Source organism: Streptomyces sp. NPDC048275, assembly GCF_040652275.1.
Lineage (GTDB): Bacteria > Actinomycetota > Actinomycetes > Streptomycetales > Streptomycetaceae > Streptomyces.
Genome location: NZ_JBEZLR010000081.1, coordinates 19229 through 43907, shown reverse-complemented (window position 1 = coordinate 43907; position 24679 = coordinate 19229). Strand labels below are relative to the sequence as shown.

Below are 24679 nucleotides of genomic sequence, written 5' to 3'. Positions count from 1 at the left end.
AGCCGAGAGTGGGGGAGTCGGCAACCGACGACAACGCCGCAGATCGGCGTGCCAGACCCCGCGTCTCCGGCATGATCCGCCGGACAGGCCCTAGCTCTGGGGCCGACCCCGGGGTGCGTCCTGGGATTCACCCTCGGGCTCCCCCTGCGGCTCGCGCCACATCGGCCACATCGGAGGGCCGTCCGGCAGATCCACCGTACGGCCCGTGAAGACGAAGCCGAGGCGCTCGTACAGCTCGCGGCTGCGGGCGCTGCTCGCCTCCAGATAGGCGGGCAGGCCCGTCCGGTCGCAACGGTCCAGGACCGGCTGCATGAGCGCGGTGCCGAGCCCCTCGCCCTGGCGGTCGGGCGTCACCGCGATCAACCACAGGTACTCATGGGCACGTCCGACCGGGTGCGCCCGGTCCGTCAGCCGGCCCACCAGCTCGACGCGCTCATTGTCCGGATCGACGGCCGCACGCAGCTGCGCGGGCCCGTCACCCTCATCGGCGTGATCGCCGTCGGCCGCGGCGGGCACGGACAGCCACAGCGCGCACGCCGCGCCGTCCTCGGTCACGTCGACCCGGCCCTCGGCGAGCACGATGTCGAGAAACATCCCCATCAACCGGGGATGCGTGCTGCCGCGGTGCGCCGCGTCGGGGAAGATCCAGCGGCTCACCGGGTCGCCCTGGAACGCCTCGTCGAGCAGCCTGGTGACCAGCTCGCGATCACCCTCGCCCGCCGTCCGGATCCCCACACCCATGTTCCGCTCCCGCCCCTCCGCCTCAACTGCCGTAAATCATATGGCTGTTGCGGCCACGCCGGGGCTCCACGGAAAAAGGGGCCGGCCCCGCGCACCGTGGGGATGCGCGGGACCCGCCCGGGCCGGAGCCCCGTGCCGTACGGAGGTCAGGTGCCGTACGGCCCTGGCAGCCCCGGGGTCTTCAACCGTCGCTCCCTGCCGACGGCTTCAGTTGCTGCGCCGCGTCACGAACTCCGCGAGTGCAAGGAGGCCGCCCGCCGCCTCCGGTTCGGGGACCGCCCGGGACAACTCGCGCATCGCCCGGGACATCCGGTCGGCCGCCTGGAGCTGTGCCCAGTCGCGGCCGCCCGCCCGCTCGACGGCCAGCGCCGTGCGCTCCAGCTCCCCCTCCTGGTACGGAATTCCGTACAGCTCGGCGAGTTCCGTGGCCGCCGGAGTGCCGGAGGCGAGCGCGGCCACCACCGGCAGGGACTTCTTGCGGGCGATGAGGTCCGCCCCGGACGGCTTGCCGGTGCGGCTCGGGTCCCCCCAGATCCCGATCACGTCGTCGATCAGCTGGAAGGCGAGCCCGGCCTCCCGGCCGAACGCGTCGAGCGCCTCGACGTCGTCGTCGTCGGCCCCCGCATACAACGCCCCCAACGCGCAGGCGCAGCCGAGCAATGCGCCCGTCTTCGCCTCGGCCATCGCGAGGCACTCGTCGAGGGTGACCTCGCCGGGGCCGCGCTTCTCCATGGACGTGTCCGCGTGTTGTCCCGCGCACAGCTCGACGACGCAGGACGCCAGCCTGGCGGCAGCGGCCGCGGACGCCGGGTGCGGGTCCTCGGCGAGCAGCCGGTGGGCCAGCGCCTGCAGAGAGTCCCCGGCGAGGATGGCGTCTGCGTCGCCGAACACGGTCCACGCGGTGGGGCGGTGTCTTCGGGTGGTGTCCCGGTCCATGACATCGTCGTGCAGCAGCGTGAAGTTGTGGATCAACTCCACGGCGACGGCCGCCCGTACGGCCGTCGTGTGCTCGCCGCCGAGCGCCCGGGCGGCGGTGAGCACGAGGGCGGGGCGGATCGCCTTGCCCGCGTTCCCGGCCGCCGGGGTGCCGTCCGCGTGCTCCCAGCCGAAGTGGTAGAGCGCGATCCGGCGCATCGAACCCGGCAGCGAGTCGACGGCCCTGCGCAGTTCGGGGTCGACGGACGCCCGCGCGCGCTCCAGGATGCCCGCCGCTTCCTGCCCGTCGAGCCGGACCTGCCTTTCCATGGGCCTCCCGGCGGGGCTCCGCTCGGCTCCCGGTGTTCCCGCCCGGCCGGGCGGGAACACCGAGGGCGGCGTCCCGATGGTCACCGCCAGCGGCCGATCTCGACGTTCTCCAGGATGCCGAGGGCGTCCGGCACCAGCACGGCGGCCGAGTAGTACGCCGTCACCAGGTAGGAGATGATCGCCTGCTCGTTGATACCCATGAAGCGCACCGACAGGCTCGGCTCGATCTCGTCCGGGATGCCCGCCTGCTGAAGCCCGATGACGCCCTGCTCGGCCTCGCCGGTACGCATGGCGATGATCGAGGTGGTCCGGGCATCGCTGACCGGAATCTTGTTGCACGGGAAGAGCGGGACGCCGCGCCAGGTCGGGATGCGGTTGCCCCCGATCTCGATGCTCTCGGGGACCAGGCCGCGCCTGTTGCACTCGCGGCCGAATGCGGAGATCGCGCGCGGGTGGGCGAGGAACAGCTTGGTGCCGCGCCTGCGGCTGAGCAGTTCGTCGAGGTCGTCGGGGCTGGGCACACCGTCGTGGGGCTGGAGCCGCTGGTCGTACTCGCAGTTGTTGAGCAGCCCGAACTCGCGGTTGTTGACGAGCTCATGCTCCTGGCGCTCCTTCAAGGCCTCGACGGTGAGACGGAGCTGCTGCTCCGTCTGGTTCATCGGCTGGTTGTAGAGATCGGCCACACGCGTGTGCAGGCGCAGCACGGTCTGGGCGATGCTCAGTTCGTACTCCCGCGGCGCGGCCTCGTAGTCCACGAAGGTGCCGGGGATGTCCGGCTCGCCGGTGTGGCCGGCCGCGAGGTCGATCTCCTTCTCGCCGTATTTGTTGGTGCGCTGCTCGGGAACCGCGCGCAGCGCCTGGAGATGGGTGCGCAGGGACTCGGCGCGCTCCGCGACCTGCTCGAGGTCCTGGCGGGGCAGCGTGAGCACGGTGACCGCGGTGACCGCGCGGGCCGTGTACTCCCAGATGGCGTCGGGGTCGATGAGTGCCTGCTCGCCGAAGTACGCGCCGTCGGCGAGGACGCCGAGGATCGCGTCGTCGCCGTACGGGCCCGTGCCGATCTTCTCGACCTTGCCGTGCGCGAGCAGGAACACCTCGTCGGACGGGCTGCCGAACGAGGCGAGCACTTCGCCCGGTGCGAACTCCCTCTGCTGGCAGCGTTGGGCGAGCTCGCCCAGCACCTCCTGGTCCTCGTACGACCGCAGCACGGACAGCTCGCCGAGCTCCGCGGGGATGACCTGCACCCGGTCACCGGTCTTCACGAATGTCACACGGCCGTCGCCGACGGAGTAACTGAGCCGCCGGTTCACGCGGTACGTGCCACCCTGCACGTTCACCCACGGAAGCATGCGCAACAGCCACCGTGAACTGATCTCCTGCATCTGGGGTGCGGACTTGGTGGTGGTGGCCAGGTTCCGCGCGGCGGATGTGCCGAGGCTCTGCTGCGGCTTGCCCTGACCCTCGCGAACCTCTTCGCCTACCGACATGAAATAGCCCTCCCGGTCATGCACTGATCTGCGGGGACCAGCCTTCCATCACGGAGCGTGCCGGTGCTATTACACGAATGAGCGGGAATGGATCAGGGGGGATTGGGCAAAGGATCCGATTTTGTCGATCCACCGAGCCGCCGACCCGAGCCGTCGAGGCCACTCCTCAAGGCCACCCCTCGATGCCCCCCCGATGCCATTCCTCGAACAGCGCGGAGCCGTTGCGGTCGAACAGCGGGCCGCCGTTGCGGTCGGGAACTCCAAGATCCGGCCAACCGTTTGACTCTTCGACGGACAACGACGGGAGACAGCAATGGCAGGCTTCCTGGACCGCGCCAAGGAACAGGCGCAGCGAGGGCTCACGCAGGGCAAGCAGAAGCTCGACGAGGTGCAGGCCCAGCGTGCGGGCAGCGACCTCCTCAAAAGACTGGGCGCGGCGTACTACGCGGAGCGGCGCGGCAGCGGCTCCCCCGAGGCCACCCAGCAGGCTCTTCACGCCTTGGAGAGTCACATCGCGACGAACGGGGACGCGTTCCTGCGTTCCTGAACCGCACTCCTGAAACGCGCTGGTGGGGACACGCCCCCCGCGCCCCCCGCCCGGCCTGACCGGATCGGCTCGCACGCTGTGCGAACGACTGAGCCGGAGCCTCAGGTTCCGGGTAGAAGCCGCGGTACGAGACGGCCGCGACCGGCGGTCGGCGTGCAGCGCGAAGGAGGCGGCCGTGGCCCCACCCATGTCCGCGGGCAGATTCCTGGACCGGCTCAGGGAGGAAGGCGTCACCGTCGTCGAGGTCGGCGACTGGGAGCATCACAACCGCAATCACAAGGGCCCATGGGGCCCGGTGCACGGCGTGATGATCCACCACACGGTGACCTCGGGCAGCGAGCACACCGTCGAGCTCTGCCGCGAGGGGCACACCAAGCTGCCCGGACCGCTGTGCCACGGCGTCATCACCAAGGACGGCGTGCTGCATCTCATCGGCTACGGCCGGGCCAACCACGCGGGCCTGGGCGACGACGAAGTCCTGCGCGCCGTGATCGCGGAGAAGGCGCTCCCGCGGGACAACGAGGCGAACACCGACGGCAACCGCCACTTCTACGGCTTCGAGTGCGAGAACCTCGGCAACGGCAAGGACCCCTGGCCCGAGGCCCAGCTGGAGACCATCGAAAAGGTCGCGGCCGCGATCTGCCGCCACCACGGCTGGACCGAGCGCTCGGTCATCGGCCACCTCGAATGGCAGCCGGGCAAGGTCGATCCGCGCGGCTTCACGATGGCCTCGATGAGGGAACGCATCCGCGACCGCCTCAAGTGACGTACGGCCGGTCTTTGGGCCCCGCGTCGCGGACAGGTGTCCGACAATAAGGGGGTGACCAGCCCCGACTTCCTCGATGTCCCCGACATCCCGGACACCCCCGAGGTCCCCGAAGCGCTCGACCTGACCGGTCTGCGGCCGCGACTGCCGTCGCCGTTGCGTCAGGTCACGGACGAGCGCTTCGCGCGTCACGGTGTCCGGCTGGTGCTCAAGAGGGACGATCTGATCCACCCGGAGCTGATCGGCAACAAGTGGCGCAAGCTGGCCCCGAATCTCCGCGCGGCGGCAGGCCGTACGGTCCTCACCTTCGGCGGCGCGTACTCGAACCATCTGCGCGCCACGGCCGCCGCGGGCCGGCTGCTGGGCCTGCCCACCGTCGGCGTGGTCCGTGGCCAGGAGCTGGCCGGCCTCCCCCTCAACCCTTCACTGACCCGATGCGCGGCCGACGGCATGCGCCTGCACTTCATCGACAGATCGACCTACCGCCGCAAGACCGAGCCAGCGACCCTGGCCGCCATCCTGCGCGCCGCGCACGCCGAGGACGCGTATGTGGTCCCCGAGGGCGGCAGTAACTCCCTTGCCGTACGCGGCTGCCAGGAGCTCGGCGCGGAGCTGCGCGGGCACGCCGATGTCGTCGCCCTTGCCTGCGGCACCGGCGGCACCCTCGCCGGCCTGGCCGCCGGTCTCGCCCCCGACCAGCGCGCCCTGGGCATACCCGTCCTCAAGGGCGGCTTCCTGAGCGCCGACATAGGCGCCCTCCAGGAATCCGCGTTCGGCGGCCGCCGCGGCACCTGGTCCCTCGACGACCGCTTCCACTTCGGTGGCTACGCCCGCACCACCGCCGAACTCAACGCCTTCGCACAGGACTTCGAACAGCACCATGGCCTGCCCGTCGAACGTCTCTATGTCGCCAAAATGTTGTACGGACTTGTCGCCCTGACGGAGGAGGGCGCGTTCGCACGCGACACGACGGTGGCGGCGGTGATCACAGGAGCGCCCCTCCGGTAGGTCGCACACGGCACAGTGGAGGCATGAACGCGGATAACAGGAGCCTTCTGGGCGGGGCCCGCCCGGTGACCGGGCTCCCCGCCCAGGACCTGGACCGGGCGCGGCGCCTCTACGCCGAGCGGCTCGGCCTCGACGCGCCGGTCATGTGAGCGGAGCAGCATGGCCCGACGGTCATGCCGCCTCCCGGTAGGCCGCCGCCTCCTCCAGGTCCAGTCGGCGCAGCAGCGTGCGCAGCATCTCGTCGTCGATGTACCGGAGGTTGCGTAGCTTCACGAAGACCTCGCGCTCGGCGCTGATCATCTCGCGGGCCAGCCGCCGGTAGGTGTCGTCGGCGGTCTCGCCGGTCACGGGGTTGACGGCACCGAGCCGCTCCCAGACCGCGTTGCGGCGGCGCTCCAGGACCGCGCGCAGCCGGTCGGCGAGCGGCGGGGGCAGGGCGTTGCGTTCGTCGGCGAGGAGCTCGTCGAGGCGCCGTTCGGCGGTACGGGATGCCTGCGCCTGGGCGTTCGCCTCGGCGAGCGTCTCGGCCTGCGTGTCGCGCCCGGGCAGCTTCAGGAGGTGGATCAGCGGGGGCAGTGTCAGCCCCTGTACGACCAGGGTCCCGATGACCGTAGTGAAGGTCAGAAAGAGGATCAGATTGCGACCGGGGAAGGCTTCGCCGCCGTGCATGGTCAGCGGGACCGAGAAGGCGATGGCCAGCGAGACCACGCCCCGCATCCCGGCCCAGCTGATGATGAACGGCCCCTTCCAGGTGGGGTTCTCCTCGCGCTCCCGGATACGCGACGACAGGATCCGCGGCAGGAAGATGGCGGGATACACCCACACGAACCGGGTGGCGACCACGACGAGGAAGACGGCCACTGCATACCAGGCGGCGCTGGCACCGTCGTACTCGCCGAGGTCCTTGAGGACGACCGGCAGTTGCAGTCCGATCAGGGCGAACACCGCGGACTCCAGGATGAACGCGACCATCTTCCACACCGCCTCCTCCTGGAGCCGGGTCGCGAAGTCCACCTGCCAGGCCTCGTGTCCGAGGTAGAGCGCGACGACGACCACCGCGAGCACTCCGGAGGCGTGCACCTGCTCGGCGACCCCGTACGCCACGAAGGGGATCAGCAAGGAAAGGGTGTTTTGCAGCAGGGGTTCCTTCAGGTGGGTGCGCAGCCAGTGGAGGGGCACCATCAGGACGAGTCCGACGACCACACCGCCGACCGCCGCGAGCAGGAACTCGCCGATGCCACCCGCCCAGGTCGCGCCCTCGCCGACCGCGGCCGCGAGGGCCACCTTGTAGGCGGTGATCGCGGTCGCGTCGTTCACCAGGGACTCGCCCTGCAGGATCGTGGTGATCCGCGAGGGCAGCCCCACCCGGCGGGCCACCGCCGTGGCCGCGACCGCGTCCGGCGGCGCCACCACCGCCCCGAGCACCAGCGCCGCGGTCAACGGCAGGCCCGGCACGAGCAGGTAGGCGGCCCAGCCGACAACCAACGTCGCGAAGAGCACGTAGCCGACCGAGAGCAGCGCGACCGGCCGCAGTTGCGCCCGCAGATCGAGGTACGAGCTGTCGGTGGCCGCCGTATACAGCAGCGGGGGCAGCAGCAGCGGGAGGACGACCTCGGGGTCGAGCTCGTACCCCGGCACCCCTGGGACGTAGGAGATCACCAGGCCCACGGCGACGAGCAGCAGCGGCGCCGGTACCGGCGTGCGGCGTGCGGCTCCGGCGACCGCGGCGCTGCCCGCGACCAGCAACAGCAGTGGCAAAATGTGCATCGTCTTCCGCCCGCCCTCGTTTTCGCGCGGCATCCCGCACACCCGACGTAACCTGGCAATCATGAAACAGTGCACGCACGCCGACGCGCTGCCGCACCCCGAACCCGAGCCGCTGAGCGAAACCTGCCTGGAGTGCCTGGCCGCCGGCACGCACCCGGTGCAGCTGCGGCTGTGCCTGGAATGCGGGCACCTCGGCTGCTGCGATTCCTCGCCGATGCGGCACGCGACGGAGCATTTCAAGGAGAGCGGCCACGCCGTGATGCGCACCTTCGAGCCCGGCGAGAACTGGCGCTGGTGCTTCGTGGACCACGTGCTCGTATGACGTGTCGACGTCATATTGATACGGCTCGTGGATCATGTACACGTGGGACCCTCGATCTGGACGGTTCGACCGTCTGACGTCTGGGTACGTCAACCCGGCGCGCGCTCTTCCTAATTGGGACCGCAAGCCCCTAGCCACTGTCCGTACTCATGGGCTTACTATGAGTGACAGCAGGGGGCGGGGTCCCCAGGACAGGAAACTTGGAAGCGCGGTAGCGTCACCGCTGAACCACATAGCGCGTTACCCCGGGGGGCGACCCTCGGCCCCCGAAAGAGCTCGAAGAGCTTGTACCACCTTGGAGGTGAGGGTGTCCCAGATCGCAGGCGAGCCCGCGACGAAGGACTTCGTCGAAGTCCGGCTGCCGGCCGCGGGTGCCTACCTGTCGGTACTGCGCACGGCCACGGCCGGCCTCGCAGCCCGTTTGGACTTCACCCTCGACGAGATCGAGGACCTGCGCATCGCGGTGGACGAGGCCTGCGCGATCCTGTTGCAGCAGGCCGTCCCCGGCTCGGTGCTCAGCTGTGTCTTCCGGCTCATCGACGACTCGCTCGAGGTGACGGTCTCAGCCCCGACCACGGACGGTCACGCTCCGTCACGGGACACCTTCGCCTGGACCGTCCTCTCGGCCCTCGCGGGCAAGGTCGACTCCACCGTCGCCGAGGACAAGACCGTTTCGATCAGCCTCCACAAACAGCGCGGCGCGGGACCCGGGCCGGCGTGAGGAACGGGGACGGGCCGGTGCGGGACGAAGAGCGCGGCACACGGGAGCTGCCCGCCGGGCGCGTCGACGGCCTCGACGGCCTCGGCGGGCCGCGGCGCGTGGTGGAGGGCGTCGACGGCATCCCCGAGCAGGCCCGGCCGCACCCGCAGGACGGTGCGGCGTCCGCAGAGACGGTGTCGGTCGACGAGGACGAGCAGAAGCAGCTCCCCGGCCAGGACGACGGGCAACGGGATCCGGAGGGTGCCGCGCGAAGCACGTCCTCGGAAGGGCGGCGGCTGGTGACGGGCGGGACTATGAGCGAGCACGAGCGACACGACAAGCCAGAGGCGCAGAGCGTGGAGGGCACGCAGAGCGTGCAGGGCACGCAGCACGGGCCGAGTGCCCAGCACATCCGGCACGACCCGCAGGACCGCAGCGGAGCGCGGGCGATGTTCATCGAGCTGCGCAAGCTGCAGGAGGGCAGCGCGGAGTACGCGGAGCTGCGCAATCAGCTGGTCCGCATGCACCTCCCGCTCGTCGAGCACCTCGCGCGCCGCTTCCGCAACCGCGGTGAGCCGCTGGACGACCTCACCCAGGTCGCCACCATCGGCCTGATCAAGTCGGTCGACCGGTTCGACCCGGAGCGCGGCGTCGAGTTCTCGACGTACGCGACGCCGACGGTCGTCGGCGAGATCAAGCGGCACTTCCGCGACAAGGGCTGGGCGGTCCGGGTGCCGCGCCGACTGCAGGAGCTGCGGCTGTCGCTCACCACGGCGACGGCCGAGCTGTCCCAGCAGCACGGCCGCTCCCCGACGGTCCACGAGCTGGCCGAGAAGCTGGCCATCTCGGAGGAGGAGGTTCTGGAGGGTCTGGAGTCCGCCAACGCGTACTCCACGCTGTCCCTGGACGTCCCCGACACGGACGACGAGTCTCCGGCCGTCGCGGACACGCTGGGCGCCGAGGACGAGGCGCTGGAGGGCGTCGAGTACCGGGAATCGCTGAAGCCGCTGCTGGAAGACCTTCCCCCGCGTGAGAAGCGCATCCTGCTGCTGCGCTTCTTCGGCAACATGACGCAGTCGCAGATCGCGCAGGAGGTCGGCATCTCCCAGATGCACGTCTCACGCCTGCTGGCGCGCACACTCGCCCAGCTCCGCGAGAAGCTGCTGGTGGAGGAGTAGCACGACCTCGCGACCTCGTTCGTGGCCTCGCGACGCGGGATCCGCAGCCACGGACAGGTCGGTGCGACACGAGGGGGAGCCGGCGCCACGGCCGTCGGCGCGCGTAAGGCGCCAGAGCGTATGCCAGTCCGGTTTTCAGTCCGGGTTCAGTCCGGGTTCAGTCCGGTTCGCGGCGCGCGTGGCCGCGGATTTCGACCGCGCCGACGTGGGCTGCGACCGCGGAGCCGTTCACGACACAGGGTGCGCCGACGTGCCGACGGATCTCGGTGTGAACGGCCACGACCTCGAACGCACCCGCACGGACTGCACCCGCCGGTGCTACTTCGGTTCCTCTACGCTGCCCGGGCCCCGGATGCCCAGCGCCCGCGTCGTCGCGGGGTTCATGAGCAGCGCGAGCGCCACGACCGCGACGACTGCCAGGGCGATGCCTCCGGGGATGGCGATGCTGTCGGCCTGGAGCAGGTTGTAGGCGACCGGCAGGGCCATGATCTGGGTGATGACGGCGGGACCCCGGCTCCAGCTGCGGCGCAGCAGCAGTCCGCGGGCGGCCAGCAGCGGCAGCAGCGCGAGCACGATCAGCGTCACTCCCCCGGTGACAGCCTGCTGCCGGTCGTCGGGGTCGCCCGCCAGTCCCTGTACGAGTATGTAGGCGCCCCCCGCGACCAGGGCGAGCCCCTCCAGCGCGGCCAGCGCCGCCGCGGCGGTCAGCCGCCCCGGGCGGGGCTCTGCGGTGGGGGTGTCAGGGGTGGGGGTCTGCTCAGCACTCACCTCTGAAGAGTAGCCCTCGGCCACCGGCGCACCGCCGGGGCCCGACCGCTCCCTTCGCGCCTCCCGAGACCTTCCCCGGGTCTCCCCGTGTCGAGGGTCACGCCCGGAACTCTTACCTGATCCTCACCTCGGCCTGGGACGAGTACCACTCGGTAGGTACGCTGCTTCGCATGCGCGCACTTCTCGTGGTCAATCCGGCAGCAACCACCACGAGTGCGCGCACGCGTGACGTGTTGATCCATGCACTGGCGAGCGAGATGAAGCTCGACGCGGTCACCACCGAGTACCGCGGGCACGCCCGGGACCTCGGCCGGCAGGCCGCCGAGAGCAAGGACATCGAGCTGGTGGTCGCCCTCGGCGGCGACGGCACCGTCAACGAAGTCGTGAACGGCCTGCTGCACCACGGCCCCGACCTGGACCGCCTGCCTCGCCTCGCCGTGGTCCCCGGCGGCTCCACCAACGTCTTCGCCCGCGCTCTGGGCCTGCCCAACGACGCGGTGGAGGCCACCGGCGCCCTCCTGGACGCGCTGCGCGAGGAACGAGAGCGCACGGTCGGCCTGGGTCTCGCCGCGGGTACCCCCGGCACCGAGGACGAGGCGGTGCCGTCCCGCTGGTTCACGTTCTGCGCGGGGCTCGGCTTCGACGCCGGGGTGATCGGCCGGGTCGAGCAGCAGCGCGAGCGCGGCAAGCGCTCCACTCATGCGCTGTATTTGCGCCAAGCGGCACGTCAGTTTTTGGACGAACCTCACCGCAGGCAGGGAATGATCACGCTGGAGCAGCCCGGCCAGGACCCGATCACCGATCTCGTTCTGTCCATAGTCTGTAACACTTCCCCGTGGACGTTTCTCGGCAATCGTCCGGTGTACGCGTCCCCTAAGGCTTCGTTCGATACCGGACTCGACGTACTCGGCCTCAGCCGCATGTCGACGGCCGCGGTTGCCCGGTATGCCACCCAGTTGCTCACTTCGTCCCCCGAGCGCGGCCCCCACGGCAAGCACGCCACCTCCCTGCACGACTTGACCGACTTCACCTTGCATTCGAAGGTGCCACTGCCCCTCCAGATGGACGGTGACCACCTCGGACTGCGCACAAGCGTGACGTTCACAGGCGTTCGCCGTGCACTGCGTGTGATTGTGTGAGCGGAAGCGGCCAAAGTCCTTTCACTCGAACGTTTAGACCAGGGTCCACCCCATGGAAGTACGGCTGTGACCTAGTCGACACCGAGGAATCAAAAAAAACTTTCCAGAAGGGGTTGTATCCGCCGCTGAGGTTTGCGAGTCTCTACGTGGCGATCGGGACGGCCCGCAACATCGGCCCCACAGAGAGCCAGAACCCCTCCTCAAATCACAGGACCACGTCAGGGAAACCTGGCAGTCGGCCCTTCACTTGTTGAGGGATTCGTGAAAGCGTTCACATTCACAAGCAACGTGCATGTAATACCAAGGAGAGGTAGCAGCCATGGACTGGCGTCACAACGCCGTTTGCCGCGAGGAAGACCCCGAGCTCTTCTTCCCCATCGGCAACACCGGTCCTGCGCTGCTGCAGATCGAGGAAGCCAAGGCCGTCTGCCGCCGCTGCCCCGTTATGGAGCAGTGCCTGCAGTGGGCGCTTGAGTCCGGCCAGGACTCCGGCGTCTGGGGTGGCCTCAGCGAGGACGAGCGCCGTGCCATGAAGCGCCGCGCCGCCCGCAACCGGGCCCGTCAGGCATCCGCCTGACACCCCACCCCGCACGAGCCTGAGCTTGGCGGCGCGTACAGCGAGTACGCATCTCCCGCCCCCGAGCCGCAGCGCGCAGTACCCCCGATGCGCATAGCAGCGTAAGCAGTGGCCCCGGACCGAAATTGGTCCGGGGCCACTGTCATGCGCCACGGACTCCTTGACCCGGATTCCTTGACGCGGACTCCTTGACCCGGGCTACTTATGGGCCGGCACCGGGATGTCCAGGATGACCCGCGTGCCGCGCTCCGGCGCCGCGACCATGTCGAACGTCCCCCCCAACTCCCCCTCCACCAGGGTCCGTACGATCTGCAGACCGAGGTTGCCCGAGCGGTGCGGGTCGAAGCCCTCCGGGAGACCGACCCCGTCGTCCTGGACGGTGACCAGCAGGCGGGTGTCCTTGGTGGTGCCGCCGCGGACCGCCGAGACCTCGACGGTGCCCCGGTCGCCCTCGCGGAAGCCGTGCTCCAGCGCGTTCTGCAGAATCTCGGTGAGGACCATGGAGAGCGGGGTGGCGACCTCGGCGTCCAGAATCCCGAAGCGTCCGGTGCGGCGCCCGGTGACCTTGCCGGGCGAGATCTCGGCGACCATCGCGAGCACGCGGTCGGCGATCTCGTCGAACTCCACTCGCTCGTCCAGATTCTGAGACAGCGTCTCATGCACGATCGCGATCGAACCGACCCGGCGTACGGCCTCCTCCAGCGCCTCACGGCCGCGCTCCGACTCGATGCGCCGGGCCTGGAGCCGCAGCAGGGCCGCCACCGTCTGGAGATTGTTCTTCACCCGGTGATGGATCTCCCGGATGGTCGCGTCCTTGGTGATCAACTCGCGCTCGCGGCGCCGCAGTTCGGTGACGTCGCGCAGGAGTACGAGGGAACCGACGCGAGTGCCCTTGGGCTTGAGCGGAATCGCGCGCAGCTGGATCACCCCGTCACCGCTCTCGATCTCGAACTCGCGGGGCGCCCAGCCGCTGGCCACCTTCGCCAGCGCCTCGTCGACCGGACCTCGGGACGGCGCGAGTTCGGCGGTGGTCACACCGAGGTTGTGGCCCACCAGGTCGGCGGCCAGCCCCAGGCGGTGGTACGCCGACAGCGCGTTCGGAGAGGCGTACTGGACCGTGCCGTCCGCGTCGAGGCGGATGAGTCCGTCACCCACACGCGGCGAGGCATCCATGTCGACCTGCTGGTCGGGGAACGGGAAGGTGCCCGCCGCGATCATCTGGGCGAGGTCGGACGCGCTCTGGAGGTACGTGAGCTCCAGCCGGCTCGGCGTACGCACGGTGAGGAGGTTGGTGTTGCGGGCGATCACTCCCAGGACGCGCCCCTCCCTGCGCACGGGGATGGACTCGACCCGTACCGGGACCTCCTCCCGCCACTCCGGATCGCCCTCGCGCACGATCCGGCCCTCGTCGAGCGCGGCGTCCAGCAGGGGCCTGCGGCCGCGCGGGACGAGGTGGCCGACCATGTCGTCCTGATACGAGGTCGGGCCGGTGTTGGGCCGCATCTGAGCCACGGACACATAGCGGGTGCCATCGCGCGTGGGGACCCACAGCACGAGGTCCGCGAAGGAGAGGTCGGAGAGCAACTGCCACTCCGAGACCAGCAGATGCAGCCACTCGAGATCGGAGTCACCGAGGGCGGTGTGCTGGCGTACGAGGTCGTTCATGGAGGGCACATGTGCGAGCGTACCCGGCGTATATGACAGCCCCCGAAATCAGCCACCTGCGCGGGCCCGGAAGCACCCGCGGGCCGCGGCGCCTGGGAGGGACCCTCAACCCTCCCGGCACCGCAGCCCGGAGCAGCAACGGCCGCGGGGTGTGCGGTCCCGGTCGGCCGAAGGAGAGGACCCGGAGCAGTCAGGGCAGAGAGCGCCGGTTCCTCGGTCCGCCTTCCTGTGCGGGGAAGACGGAGGCTTGTTCAGTTGATGCCGCTGTACCTACGCATTGTGGACTAGACCACGCGGGCACGTCCATGCGTCGGAAGATGTGTGTTGTTGTCTCTTTATCGAACTTCCCACAGCATCCACCATGCAGACTAGCCCGCTTCGATCCCCGACGGGGGCCGGATCGGCCCATGAGCGGGGGCGAACGGGGTCATGTGCGGCCGCCGATGCCGCAGCCGGGGTCACGGCCTGAGTCACGACCGGGGCCAGATCGCCATCGCGAGTTCGGCGACGGCCTCCAGTTCCTCCTTGGTGGCTCCGTCGCGGGCCTGTTGGGACATTCCCTGGATCATCGCACCGGTATGCCGGGCGAGGGCCGCGGCGTCCGTGTCCGCGGGCAGTTCGCCCGCGGCGATGCCCGCGCTCATCCGGCTCTCGAAGGCGGCGATCGTGGCATTGCGTCGCGCCCGCAGGGACTCCTCCACCTCGGGCGTCGTGCAGTTGATGGCCGCGTGGATGACCAGACAGCCGTGCGGGTGGCGCGGGTCGGTGTATTCGGCCGCCGCCTCGCGGAGCATCCGTTCGACCGCGCCGCGGACCGTGGGTTCCTCGGCCAGGGCACGGTCGCCGAAGGAGCCGTACGTCGTGTCGTACGCGCGGACGGCCTCCTCGAAGAGCGTCTGCTTGTCGCCGAACGCCGCGTACAGGCTCGGGGCACCGATGCCCATGACACGGGTGAGGTCGGAGACGGAGGTCGCCTCGTAGCCGTGCTCCCAGAAGGCGAGGGTCGCCTTCTCCAGCGCGGTCCGGCGATCGAAGGAGCGGGGGCGGCCGCGTTGCTTGGCTCTGCTCTCCGGCTCGGTCTGCTGCCTGTTCACCATGGGTGGATTTTATAGCGGGTGCTAGAGAAATGTCGGCGGGCCGTGAGACACGCGGCATCCAGAAGACCCCTAAAAGAAAGCGGTCGGGCAGTTGAGCGACCAGGGCGTCCGCCGGCGGGCGTCGGGCGCGGGAAAGGAGGGAGGGGGTGGACGTTCTTGGCCGTATGGCCCTGTGGGACCTTTACGGCGGGGCCCGCCGCCCCCGTGGGCAGCATGGGGCACCGGCGCGACCGGATGGTAGGGGCTCTGCTAGATTGGTCTATACCACACGTCCCCTTTCGGGTTCCACTTGAGTCCCTCTCCAGATCGGCAGGCCCAGCGTGGAAGTTGTCATCGTCCCGGACGCCAAGGCTGGCGGCGAGCTGATAGCCGAGGCCATGGCGGAGCTGCTGCGGCACAAGCCCGAGGCGCTGCTCGGCGTGGCCACGGGCTCGACCCCGCTGCCCATTTACGAGGCGCTGGCCGCGAAGGTGAGCTCCGGCGCCGTGGACGCCTCGCGGGCCCGGATCGCGCAGCTCGACGAGTACGTGGGGCTGCCGGCCGAGCATCCCGAGTCGTACCGTTCGGTGCTGCTGCGCGAGGTGCTCGAGCCGCTGGGGCTGGGCATGGACGCGTTCATGGGACCCGACGGCACCGCCGAGGACGTGCGGGCCGCGTGCGAGGCGTACGACAAGGCGCTGGCCTCGGCCGGTGGGGCCGACCTCCAGTTGCTCGGGATCGGGACGGACGGGCACATCGGGTTCAACGAGCCGTGCTCCTCACTCGCCTCACGGACCCGGATCAAGACGCTGACCCAGCAGACCCGGGTCGACAACGCGCGGTTCTTCGAGGGCGACATCGAGCAGGTGCCGCACCACGTCATCACGCAGGGCATCGGCACGATCCTGGAGGCGCGGCATCTCGTGCTGCTCGCCACGGGTGAGGGCAAGGCGGACGCGGTGGCCGCCACCGTCGAGGGACCGGTGGCGGCGGTCTGCCCGGCGTCCGCCCTCCAGCTCCACCCGCACGCCACGGTCGTCGTGGACGAGGCGGCGGCGGCCAAGCTGAAGCTCGCGGACTACTTCCGCCACACGTTCGCGAACAAGCCGGACTGGCAGGGAATCTAGGGCCTGTCGTTTGGATCACGAACGCCGGCAGAGACCGGAAGCGTGCCGGTGCCGGGCTCCCGCTGGGGCCCGGCACCGGCGTCTTCGCCTTCGTCTTCCTGTTCCTCTTCGTCTTCGCGTGATTACTCCCCCGCGATGACCTCCGCCGCCGCGCGGCCGCACACCCTCGCCGCGCCGTGCGTCGCGATGTGCAGGGCGCCCCTCGGCGAAGCCTGCGGTACGCCCATCTCGACCACGATCGTGTCGGGGCGGGAGGTCAGGAGGGTGTCCAGGGCCGTCGCCATCCAGGGATGACGGTGTTCGTCGCGGACGACGGCGACGATGCGACGGGAGCCCGCCGCAGCGAGGGCCGCGGCACCGACGTCCTCGCCGGAGTCGCCGCCCGCGTCGTCGCCGGTGAAGGTGCCCGTCTGCGTGTCGGGCAGGAGGTGGGCCAGTTCGGCCGCGACGCCCCAGGGGGTCTCGTCGCCGACGGCGATGTTCGCGACGGGGGCGAGGACTGCGACGTAGGGAGCCTCGGTGAGCGGGGCGTACGGCGTGGTGGGGGTGAGCCTGAGTGCCCGGCGGGCGGCGACCAGTCCGATCTCGGCGGCACCGTTCGGGCCGGTTGCGGAGCGCGTGGCCCGTGCGGCCGTGGCGGCCGTCCACGCGGCCAGCGCCCGCACGCGCGCCGCCGCGTCCGCGAGGCGTTCCTCGGCGAGTTCCCCCGCGCGGACCGCGGAGACGAGGGCGTCGCGCAGCCGCCGTACCGTCTCGTCGTCCGCCAGGCCTCCGCCCACACAGATCGCGTCCGCGCCGGCCGCGATGGCCAGGACGCTTCCCCGCTCGATGCCGTACGTCGCGGCGATGGCCTGCATCTCCATGCCGTCGGTGACGATGAGGCCGTCATAGCCGAGTTCCTCGCGCAGCAGGCCGGTGAGGACGCGGCGGGAGAGGGTGGCCGGGCGGTCGGGGTCGAGGGCCGGGACCAGGATGTGGGCGCTCATCACGGCGCGCGTACCCGCGGCGATCGCGGCCCGGAACGGAGCGAGTTCACGGGCTTGGAGCACTGAGGGCGCGGCGTCGATGCGCGGCATCGCGTGGTGGGAGTCGACCGCCGTGTCGCCGTGCCCGGGGAAGTGCTTGGTGCAGGCGGCGACGCCCGCGGACTGCAGGCCGGTGACATAGGCGGCGGTGTGCCGGGCCACCAGGTCGGGGTCGGCGCCGAAGGACCGTACGCCGATGACCGGGTTGTCCGGGTTCGAGTTCACGTCCGCGGACGGGGCCCAGTTGAGGTTCACCCCGCAGGCCGCGAGACGGTGGCCGAGTGCCGAGGCCACCTCCCTGGTCAGTTCGACGTCGTCCACCGCGCCCAGCGCGTGGTTGCCCGGGTAGGAGGAGCCGGTGCGGACCTCCAGGCGGGTGACATCGCCGCTCTCCTCGTCGATGGCGACCAGGACGTCGTCCCGTTCCGCGCGCAGCTGGGCGGTCAGGGCCGTCAGTTGGTCCGGCGAGGCGATGTTGCGGCCGAACAGGCCGACCGAGGCCAGGCCTTCGCCGAGGCGGCGGAGCAGCCAGTCGGGGGCGGTGGTTCCCGTGAAGCCGGGCTGGAGGACGGTGAGCGCGTCGCGTGTCAGCCCGTCTTCCGCCGAATTGGACGCGGTGGTACCGCTGGCGAGTGTCGTCATCGGGTGGCGTTATCCCTTCACAGCGCCCGCGGTCAGTCCCGCGGCCATCTTGCGCTGGACGATGAGGAACAGGACGACGATCGGCACGGCCATCATCGTGGAACCGGCCATCATCGGTGCGTATTCGGTGCCGTGCTGGGTGGTGAAGTTACCCAGCCAGACGGTGGCGGTCTGGTTCTTCTGGCTCAGCAGCATCAGGGCGTAGAGGTACTCGTTCCAGGCCTGGATGAATCCGTAGACCGAGGTGGCGACCAGGCCGGGGGCGAGGAGCGGGAAGACCACCCGCATGAAGGCGCCCGTGCGCGAGCAGCCGTCGACCATGGCCGCCTCCTCCAGTTCCTTCGGGATGTTGACGATGAAGCCGCGCAGCGTCCACACCGTGAAGGGGAGGATGAAGGTCAAGTACGTGATGATCAGGCCGGACAGCTTGTCGTACTGGTTCAGGTCGTTGAGCAGCAGGAACACCGGAATGATCATGGCGACCAGCGGGACCATCTGGACCGCCAGAATCCCGACGATCACGATCTTGCGGCCGCGGAAGGCGAAGCGGGAGATGGCCAGGGCGGCCAGCATGCCGACGACGACGCCGATCACGACCACCGCCGCGGAAACGATCAGACTGCGGCCCACCGGGCCCCAGAAGTCCGCGATGTCCAGCGCACGGCGGAAGTTGCCGAGCGTCAGTCCGGTGGGGAACAGGCTCGGATCCGGGTCGATGGCGTCCTTCGCCGGTTTGAACGCCGTGTTCAGCATCCAGTAGACGGGGAAGCCCGCGGTGACGAAGACGAGCAGGCCGAGAAGGTTCCAGCCGAACTTGGACTTCCTGCGCGCCTGAGGGGCGAGCGTGCTCATTCGACCTCTCCGATCTTCAGCATCTGCCGCATGTACACGGCGACCACACCCAGCAGCAACAGCACGGTGAGCAGGGCGATCGCCGATCCCTGCCCGTAGTCGTTGACCACGAACGCGCGGTCGTACGAGTACGTGGTGAGCAGCTGGAACTCGGCCTCGGGATGGCCGCCCCGCATCACGAAGACCTGCGGGAACACGCCCATGTCCCAGATGACGGAGAGCGTCGTGAGCATCACGATGATCGGCTTCAGGATCGGCAGCGTGACGTAACGGAAGACGCCCCAGGCGCCCGCGCCGTCGAGGCGGGCCGCCTCCTCCAACTCCTTCGGGACCTGCGTGAGACCGGCACTCAAAGTGATCACGACGAAGGGCACGGCCCCCCACACCACCAGGAGCATGATCACGGCCAGCCCCTGCGGCCCGCTGGCGAACCAGTTGTGGCCGACCATGTCGACGCCCGGCAGCTTGCTGAGCAGCGCGTTGAAGACGCCGTAGTCCGAGTCGAAGAGCCACTTGAAGACCGTGGTGGCCACGATGATCGGCATACCCCAGCTGGCCACCAGCACGATGTTGATGAGCATCTTCACCCAGCCCGAGACCCGCTGGAGGAGCAGCGCGATCAGCATGCCGATGACCATCGTGAAGACGACGGCCCCGGCGGCGAAGACGATCGTGCGGACCACGACGGCCCAGAACTCGCTGTCGCCCAGCACCTTGTCGAAGTTGTCGAGGCCGACCGACTCGGCCGGCTGGAAGCCCCACAGCTGGGACTGCCCGAACTTCTGGAAGGAGAGGGTGACCAGCCGGACGAGGGGATAGCCCAAGACCAGCGCGAGGATCAGCAGACAGGGGGCGAGCAGGGCCCAGGGCACGGCCGTCCCGCCGGAGGTCCGCCCTCTGCGTGGCCTGTCCGGAGCGGCCGTTGGTGGTGGTGGCGACGGCCGCGTCGGCGGCACTTTGGCAGTGGTCGTATCAGCGGCACTCATCCGCGCGCTCCTCAGCGGTCCCTCAGGTCGTACGAAGACGAAGCCCCGCGCGGCCAGGTCGTACGGGAGTCCCCCGCGCCCCCCCGACCAGGCCGTACGGAAGGCAGGACCCCGCCGGCAACGGGGCCCTGCCTCAGGTCACTTGGTGTTGATCACCTTGTCGATCGCGGCGTCCGCTTCCTTCGCGGCGGCCTCGACCGACTTCTTGCCGGTGCCGATGCTCTGCAGCATCGTCTGCAGGACCTGGGCCTTCTCGACCTGGCCCCAGCCCGGCGCCATCGGCACGAACCAGTTGCTCTCGGCCGCGGTGGCCTGGACCACGGTCGCCGGGTCGTTCTTCAGCGTGGCGAGGTCGGTCTTGTTGTTGGGCAGGTTGCCCTTGGCCATCAGACCCTTCTGGCCCGTGGCGCCCGTGAAGGCGTTGATCCACTCACCGGCGAGGGCCTGCGCCTTGGACTTCACGGGGATCGCGAGGTCGGAGCCGCCGAGGAAGACGGGGAGGTTCTTGCCGGACGGGCCGGGCATCACGAAGTTCTCGAGGTTGCCCTTGAGCTTGCCGGTCTTGTCGTTCTCCGGGGCCTCGGAGGTGGCGCCCTCCCAGGCGGCCCCGAAGATCATGGCGGCCTTGCCCTGGCCGTAGACGATGTAGCGGTCGGACTCGTCCTTGGTCTTGTCGCCGTGCATGTAGGTGTCGACGACGTTCTTGAACGCCTCGAGCCCCTTGATGGACTCGGGTGAGGAGAGGTTGGCCTTCCACTGGCCGCCCGACTCGACCGCGATCGAGCCGCCGGCGTCGTAGACGAAGGACATGGCCGCGTACCAGTCGCGGGTGGGCTGGTACCAGGCGCTGAACTTGTCGCCCTCCTTCTTCTGGATCTTGTCCAGGGCGGAGGTCAGTTCCTCGTACGTCTTCGGGGCCGACTTGACGCCGACCGAAGCGGCCAGGTCCTTGCGCCAGTTGCCGACGCGGCCACCGGCGTAGTACGGCACGCCGTAGGTCTTGCCCTCGTAGGTGACGGAGGTCTTGAGGCCGTCCAGCCACGCGTCCGAATTCTCGTACTTCGACGCTTCGACCGGAGCGAAGGCGCCCTTGACCATGTAGCCGAGCATCTCGCTGTTGCCCATCTCGACCACGTCGGGAGCCTTGTCGGTGGCGAGGACGGCGTCGAGCTTGGTGTTCTTGTCCGGCCAGCCGTAGTACTCGTGGTTGATCTTGACGCCCGGGTGCTTCGCCTTCACGGCGGCGTCGGCGGCCTTGACCAGCTCGGGCCAGTTGTTCTGCGCGTCCACGGTGAGCCAGACGGTCAGCGCCTTGGCGTCCGCGCCCTTGTCCGACCCCCCGGAGTTGTTGTCACTGTCCCCGCACGCCGCGATGGAGACCATCATGCCCGCGATACCGATCGCGGCTATCAGCTTGCGCTTCACGCCACCCTCCTCAGGGATGCCACAAACCCCCCTGCCTCCCCGCGGTGAGCGTCAACGCACGTACCGCCCATGGGGCCGGGACTGGACCAATGGTGTAGACCAGTAGGGGGGAGCTTGGCCTAGACCTAGAGGGGTGTCAAGGGTGTTCAAGCCAGGCAGGACGTCCGTTACGGGACCTAAATATGCAAGGACCTTTAAGTAGGTAAGTGGCATAACCGGCAGGGCTTTTCACCGGTCTCGCACGGTCCGGTCACGCGCCCTTCCCCGAGTCGTGGACTAGACCAACAGGAACGCCGACGGTATATAGAGGGGATCACGGAGCGTGCGGGGGACACTCGCACAAGAAGCCGTGCCACGATGTGAGCCGTGACCGATGGGGATGTCGGTCGCTTCGGCATCCGGAGCCGGGAAGGCAGAGTATGAGCACCGACGTCGGCAGTGCGGAGAGCGAGGGTGGGGCACCCATCCGTACCGCGCGCGTGCCCAAGTACTACCGCCTCAAGAAGCACCTGCTCGACATGACGGAGACGCTGCCGCCGGGAACACCGGTCCCGCCCGAGCGCACCCTCGCCGCCGAGTTCGACACCTCGCGCACCACCGTGCGCCAGGCCCTCCAGGAGCTGGTCGTCGAGGGCCGCCTCGAACGCATCCAGGGCAAGGGCACCTTCGTCGCCAAACCGAAGGTCTCCCAGGCGCTCCAACTCACCTCGTACACCGAGGACATGCGCGCCCAGGGTCTCGAACCCACCTCGCAGCTCCTGGACATCGGCTACATCACCGCCGACGACACCCTCGCCGGGCTGCTCGACATCTCGTCCGGCGGCCGGGTACTGCGTATCGAACGACTGCGTCTCGCGAGCGGCGAGCCGATGGCCATCGAGACGACCCACCTGTCCGCGAAGCGCTTCCCCGCCCTGCGCAGGTCGCTCGTCAAGTACACCTCGCTCTACACCGCACTCGCCGAGGTGTACGACGTCCATCTCGCCGAGGCCGAGGAGACCATCGAGACGTCGCTGGCCACCCCGCGCGAGGCCGGCCTGCTCGGCACCGACGTCGGGCTGCCCATGCTGATGCTCTCCCGCCACTCGCTGGACCGGCAGGGCGAGCCGGTGGAGTGGGTGCGGTCGGTGTACCGGGGCGACCGGTACAAGTTCGTGGCACGGCTGAAGCGGCCGCAGGAGTGACCACGGTCGAAGGGCCGCAGGATCAACCACGGTGAAGCAGCCGCAGGATCAACCGCGGCCAAACAGCCCCAGAAATAAGCCACTTGAGGTAGTGCACGTGGTTTGACTTGCTCCTCGGGCTGAAGCCCGAGGATTCCGGCCTTCCCGCCCGAACCCTGTGCCGCTACGCGGCACAGGGTTCGGGCGGGAGTCCGTGGCTTCCTGTTTCTTCGCGCTGTGCCGGGACGAGTCCTGGTCCCGTCCTCCCGTCACTCATGGATGGGAGGACGGCCCGTGCGCATCCGCGAGAGGGGTTCCACTGCTGCCGACCACACGAATCCTCCCCTGACCGCACGAAAGCGCTGCGCTGAGGACCGATATACGGACCAGGGGTTCCGCTTGTGTGTGACGTCGCCTAGATTGCCTGCGCGTTACACAGGTGATTACCAGCGATCACAGGTGACCAGTGAGGGGACGGAGCCGCCATATGTCAGATGTGCCCGAAGTGAAACCACCGGTGGTGACACCGGTCCGCGTCGTGATCGCCCTGTGCCTGTTCGCCCCCTTCGTGGCCATGCTGTGGGTCGGCTCGTACTCCAAGACGGACCCCACCTTCATCGGCATCCCGTTCTTCTACTGGTACCAGATGCTGTGGGTGCTCATATCCACGGCGCTCACGGTGATCGCGTACCAGCTGTGGCAGCGTGACCAGCGAGCTCGCACCACCCCGAAGGGCGGTCCCGAAGCATGAACGACGGCGTGAACGGCGTCGCACTCGCCGTCTTCATCTTCTTCTTCCTGGCCGTCACAGTCATGGGCTTCCTGGCCGCGCGCTGGCGCAAGGCCGACGACGAGCACAGCCTCGACGAATGGGGCCTGGGCGGACGGTCGTTCGGCACCTGGGTCACCTGGTTCCTGCTCGGCGGCGACCTCTACACGGCGTACACCTTCGTCGCCGTACCGGCCGCCATCTACGCGGCGGGCGCGGCCGGCTTCTTCGCCGTGCCGTACACGATCCTGGTCTATCCCCTGATCTTCACCTTCCTGCCCCGCCTGTGGTCGGTCTCGCACAAGCACGGATACGTGACGACCTCGGACTTCGTGCGCGGGCGCTTCGGCTCGAAGAGCCTGTCGCTGGCGGTCGCCGTGACCGGCATCCTCGCCACGATGCCGTACATCGCGCTCCAGCTCGTCGGCATCCAGGCCGTCCTGGACGTGATGGGCGTCGGCGGCGGCGAGGGCACGAACTGGTTCATCAAGGACCTGCCGCTGCTCATCGCCTTCGGAGTGCTCGCCGCGTACACGTATTCGTCGGGTCTGCGGGCCCCCGCCCTCATCGCCTTCGTGAAGGACACACTGATCTACATCGTCATCGCGGTGGCGATCATCTACATCCCGATCAAGCTGGGCGGCTTCGACGAGATCTTCAAGGCGGCGAACGACAAATACACGGCGGCCGGCGCGGGCGGGGCCATCCCCGCCGAGGCCGGGCAATGGACCTACGCAACCCTCGCGCTCGGCTCCGCGCTCGCGCTGTTCATGTACCCGCACTCGATCACAGCGACGCTCTCCAGCCGCAGCCGCGAGGTGATCCGCCGCAACACCACGATCCTCCCCCTGTACTCGCTGATGCTGGGCCTGCTGGCCCTGCTCGGGTTCATGGCGATCGCGGCCGGGGTGAAGGTCACCAACGGCCAGCTCGCCATCCCGCAGCTCTTCGAGAACATGTTCCCGGACTGGTTCGCGGGCGTGGCCTTCGCGGCCATCGGCATCGGCGCGCTGGTCCCGGCCGCCATCATGTCCATCGCGGCCGCGAACCTTTTCACCCGCAACATCTACAAGGACTTCATCAAGCCGGACGCGACCCCGCAGCAGGAGACCAAGGTCTCCAAGCTGGTCTCCCTGCTGGTGAAGGTGGGCGCGCTGGCCTTCGTCCTCACCATGGACAAGACGGTCGCCATCAACTTCCAGCTCCTGGGCGGCATCTGGATCCTGCAGACCTTCCCGGCCCTGGTCGGCGGCCTGTTCACGCGCTGGTTCCACCGCTGGGCGCTGCTCGGGGGCTGGGCGGTCGGCATGCTCTACGGCACGCTCGCCGCGTACGGCGTCGCGTCCCCGACCCAGAAGCACTTCGGCGGCAGCTCGAAGGAGATCCCCGGCATCGGGGAGATCGGTTACATCGGCCTGACGGCGTTCGTGCTGAATGTGGTCGTGACCGTCGTCCTCACCTTCGCCCTGCGCGCCTTCAAGGCCCCTGACGGTGTCGACGAGACGTCTCCGGAGGACTACACGGCGGACGCGGGGGAGCCGGGCGTCACGGTGGAGCTGCCACCGGCCGCGGCGGGGGCGGCCCACTAGGCACCACCGGGTACGGATGCGGGTAGTAGGGGCGGCGGGGCGGATTTTCGCCCCCGCCGCCCCTACTCGTTCGCCCCGTTCCTGGGGGCTCCGCCCCTCGGGGTTGCGGCACACT

The 24679-nt window shown here is 69.3% G+C and carries 25 protein-coding genes; 13 read left to right on the top strand and 12 right to left on the bottom strand.

What is annotated here, in order from left to right:
• Positions 1–90: 90 nt before the first annotated feature.
• The 3 genes from AB0D57_RS34990 to AB0D57_RS34980 all read right to left on the bottom strand — a co-directional run bounded on the left by AB0D57_RS34990 (position 91) and on the right by AB0D57_RS34980 (position 3473).
• Positions 91–741 (bottom strand): GNAT family N-acetyltransferase, encoded by a 651-nt coding sequence (locus AB0D57_RS34990; RefSeq protein WP_362082568.1) that lies wholly within the window; start codon positions 739–741, stop codon positions 91–93.
• Between the two features lie 207 nt (positions 742–948).
• Positions 949–1986 carry a family 2 encapsulin nanocompartment cargo protein polyprenyl transferase gene (locus AB0D57_RS34985; protein WP_362082565.1) on the bottom strand — a complete coding sequence of 346 codons (1038 nt, stop codon included), beginning with the start codon at positions 1984–1986 and terminating at the stop codon, positions 949–951.
• An 80-nt stretch (positions 1987–2066) separates the two neighbouring features.
• Positions 2067–3473: a family 2B encapsulin nanocompartment shell protein gene (locus AB0D57_RS34980; protein WP_362082562.1), complete on the bottom strand. Its 1407-nt coding sequence runs from the start codon at positions 3471–3473 to the stop codon at positions 2067–2069.
• 313 nt (positions 3474–3786) lie between these two features.
• Here AB0D57_RS34980 and AB0D57_RS34975 point away from each other — a divergent pair, with 313 nt between their 5' ends.
• The 4 genes from AB0D57_RS34975 (at position 3787) to AB0D57_RS34960 (ending at position 5943) form a co-directional block, all read left to right on the top strand.
• Entirely contained in the window at positions 3787–4020 is a 234-nt protein-coding gene (locus AB0D57_RS34975) for a hypothetical protein (RefSeq protein WP_362082559.1), read from the top strand.
• 175 nt (positions 4021–4195) lie between these two features.
• Positions 4196–4786: an N-acetylmuramoyl-L-alanine amidase gene (locus AB0D57_RS34970; RefSeq protein ID WP_362082556.1), complete on the top strand. Its 591-nt coding sequence runs from the start codon at positions 4196–4198 to the stop codon at positions 4784–4786.
• 123 nt (positions 4787–4909) lie between these two features.
• Positions 4910–5794, top strand: a complete 885-nt coding sequence (locus AB0D57_RS34965; protein WP_362082583.1) for a pyridoxal-phosphate dependent enzyme — start codon at positions 4910–4912, stop codon at positions 5792–5794.
• Between the two features lie 23 nt (positions 5795–5817).
• Entirely contained in the window at positions 5818–5943 is a 126-nt protein-coding gene (locus AB0D57_RS34960; protein WP_362082553.1) for a hypothetical protein, read from the top strand.
• 22 nt (positions 5944–5965) lie between these two features.
• Here the strand turns inward: AB0D57_RS34960 and AB0D57_RS34955 are convergent, their stop codons facing one another.
• On the bottom strand, positions 5966–7561 hold the full coding sequence (locus tag AB0D57_RS34955) for a Na+/H+ antiporter (protein ID WP_362082550.1): 1596 nt from the start codon (positions 7559–7561) through the stop codon (positions 5966–5968).
• A gap of 61 nt (positions 7562–7622) precedes the next feature.
• Here AB0D57_RS34955 and AB0D57_RS34950 point away from each other — a divergent pair, with 61 nt between their 5' ends.
• The 3 genes from AB0D57_RS34950 to AB0D57_RS34940 all read left to right on the top strand — a co-directional run bounded on the left by AB0D57_RS34950 (position 7623) and on the right by AB0D57_RS34940 (position 9761).
• Positions 7623–7883, top strand: a complete 261-nt coding sequence (locus AB0D57_RS34950; RefSeq protein ID WP_362082547.1) for a UBP-type zinc finger domain-containing protein — start codon at positions 7623–7625, stop codon at positions 7881–7883.
• Positions 7884–8190: 307 nt separating this feature from the next.
• Positions 8191–8604: an anti-sigma regulatory factor gene (locus AB0D57_RS34945; RefSeq protein ID WP_362027411.1), complete on the top strand. Its 414-nt coding sequence runs from the start codon at positions 8191–8193 to the stop codon at positions 8602–8604.
• Positions 8601–9761, top strand: coding sequence for an RNA polymerase sigma factor SigF (locus AB0D57_RS34940; RefSeq protein ID WP_362082544.1), 1161 nt, complete (start codon positions 8601–8603; stop codon positions 9759–9761). The genes AB0D57_RS34945 and AB0D57_RS34940 overlap by 4 nt, the downstream gene beginning before the upstream one ends.
• Before the next feature lie 157 nt (positions 9762–9918).
• Here AB0D57_RS34940 and AB0D57_RS34935 read toward each other — a convergent pair whose 3' ends face one another.
• Both AB0D57_RS34935 and AB0D57_RS34930 read right to left on the bottom strand, forming a co-directional pair.
• Positions 9919–10041: a hypothetical protein gene (locus AB0D57_RS34935; protein ID WP_362082541.1), complete on the bottom strand. Its 123-nt coding sequence runs from the start codon at positions 10039–10041 to the stop codon at positions 9919–9921.
• Positions 10042–10079: 38 nt separating this feature from the next.
• Positions 10080–10529 carry a hypothetical protein gene (locus tag AB0D57_RS34930; protein ID WP_362082538.1) on the bottom strand — a complete coding sequence of 150 codons (450 nt, stop codon included), beginning with the start codon at positions 10527–10529 and terminating at the stop codon, positions 10080–10082.
• Between the two features lie 170 nt (positions 10530–10699).
• On the opposite strand from AB0D57_RS34930, the gene AB0D57_RS34925 reads away from it, so the two are divergent.
• Both AB0D57_RS34925 and AB0D57_RS34920 read left to right on the top strand, forming a co-directional pair.
• Positions 10700–11668, top strand: coding sequence for a diacylglycerol kinase family protein (locus AB0D57_RS34925; RefSeq protein WP_362082535.1), 969 nt, complete (start codon positions 10700–10702; stop codon positions 11666–11668).
• A gap of 319 nt (positions 11669–11987) precedes the next feature.
• A complete protein-coding gene (locus tag AB0D57_RS34920; RefSeq protein WP_016639615.1) occupies positions 11988–12245 on the top strand; it encodes a WhiB family transcriptional regulator in 258 nt (85 codons plus the stop codon).
• 198 nt (positions 12246–12443) lie between these two features.
• On the opposite strand, the gene AB0D57_RS34915 is transcribed toward AB0D57_RS34920, so the two are convergent.
• Together AB0D57_RS34915 and AB0D57_RS34910 are read right to left on the bottom strand one after the other, a co-directional pair.
• Entirely contained in the window at positions 12444–13910 is a 1467-nt protein-coding gene (locus AB0D57_RS34915; protein WP_362082580.1) for a PAS domain-containing sensor histidine kinase, read from the bottom strand.
• Positions 13911–14380: 470 nt separating this feature from the next.
• The gene (locus AB0D57_RS34910) at positions 14381–15007 is read right to left on the bottom strand and encodes a TetR/AcrR family transcriptional regulator (RefSeq protein WP_362082532.1); all 627 of its coding nucleotides are present in this window, start codon (positions 15005–15007) and stop codon (positions 14381–14383) included.
• Between the two features lie 320 nt (positions 15008–15327).
• Here AB0D57_RS34910 and nagB point away from each other — a divergent pair, with 320 nt between their 5' ends.
• Positions 15328–16113: a glucosamine-6-phosphate deaminase gene (gene nagB, locus AB0D57_RS34905; RefSeq protein ID WP_362082529.1), complete on the top strand. Its 786-nt coding sequence runs from the start codon at positions 15328–15330 to the stop codon at positions 16111–16113.
• Positions 16114–16235: 122 nt separating this feature from the next.
• Here nagB and AB0D57_RS34900 read toward each other — a convergent pair whose 3' ends face one another.
• From AB0D57_RS34900 to AB0D57_RS34885, 4 genes are all read right to left on the bottom strand, one after another.
• Positions 16236–17780, bottom strand: coding sequence for a glycoside hydrolase family 3 protein (locus tag AB0D57_RS34900; RefSeq protein WP_362082526.1), 1545 nt, complete (start codon positions 17778–17780; stop codon positions 16236–16238).
• Between the two features lie 9 nt (positions 17781–17789).
• Complete coding sequence (locus tag AB0D57_RS34895) at positions 17790–18632, bottom strand: carbohydrate ABC transporter permease (RefSeq protein ID WP_362082523.1); 843 nt, start codon at positions 18630–18632, stop codon at positions 17790–17792.
• Positions 18629–19618, bottom strand: coding sequence for a sugar ABC transporter permease (locus AB0D57_RS34890; protein WP_362082520.1), 990 nt, complete (start codon positions 19616–19618; stop codon positions 18629–18631). The genes AB0D57_RS34895 and AB0D57_RS34890 overlap by 4 nt, the downstream gene beginning before the upstream one ends.
• Before the next feature lie 138 nt (positions 19619–19756).
• A complete protein-coding gene (locus tag AB0D57_RS34885; RefSeq protein WP_362082517.1) occupies positions 19757–21043 on the bottom strand; it encodes an extracellular solute-binding protein in 1287 nt (428 codons plus the stop codon).
• Between the two features lie 419 nt (positions 21044–21462).
• Here AB0D57_RS34885 and AB0D57_RS34880 point away from each other — a divergent pair, with 419 nt between their 5' ends.
• From AB0D57_RS34880 to mctP, 3 genes are all read left to right on the top strand, one after another.
• The gene (locus tag AB0D57_RS34880; protein ID WP_362082514.1) at positions 21463–22227 is read left to right on the top strand and encodes a GntR family transcriptional regulator; all 765 of its coding nucleotides are present in this window, start codon (positions 21463–21465) and stop codon (positions 22225–22227) included.
• A 466-nt stretch (positions 22228–22693) separates the two neighbouring features.
• Positions 22694–22957: a DUF3311 domain-containing protein gene (locus AB0D57_RS34875; protein ID WP_362082511.1), complete on the top strand. Its 264-nt coding sequence runs from the start codon at positions 22694–22696 to the stop codon at positions 22955–22957.
• Positions 22954–24564 carry a monocarboxylate uptake permease MctP gene (gene mctP / locus AB0D57_RS34870; protein WP_362082508.1) on the top strand — a complete coding sequence of 537 codons (1611 nt, stop codon included), beginning with the start codon at positions 22954–22956 and terminating at the stop codon, positions 24562–24564. The genes AB0D57_RS34875 and mctP overlap by 4 nt, the downstream gene beginning before the upstream one ends.
• Positions 24565–24679 lie beyond the last annotated feature (115 nt).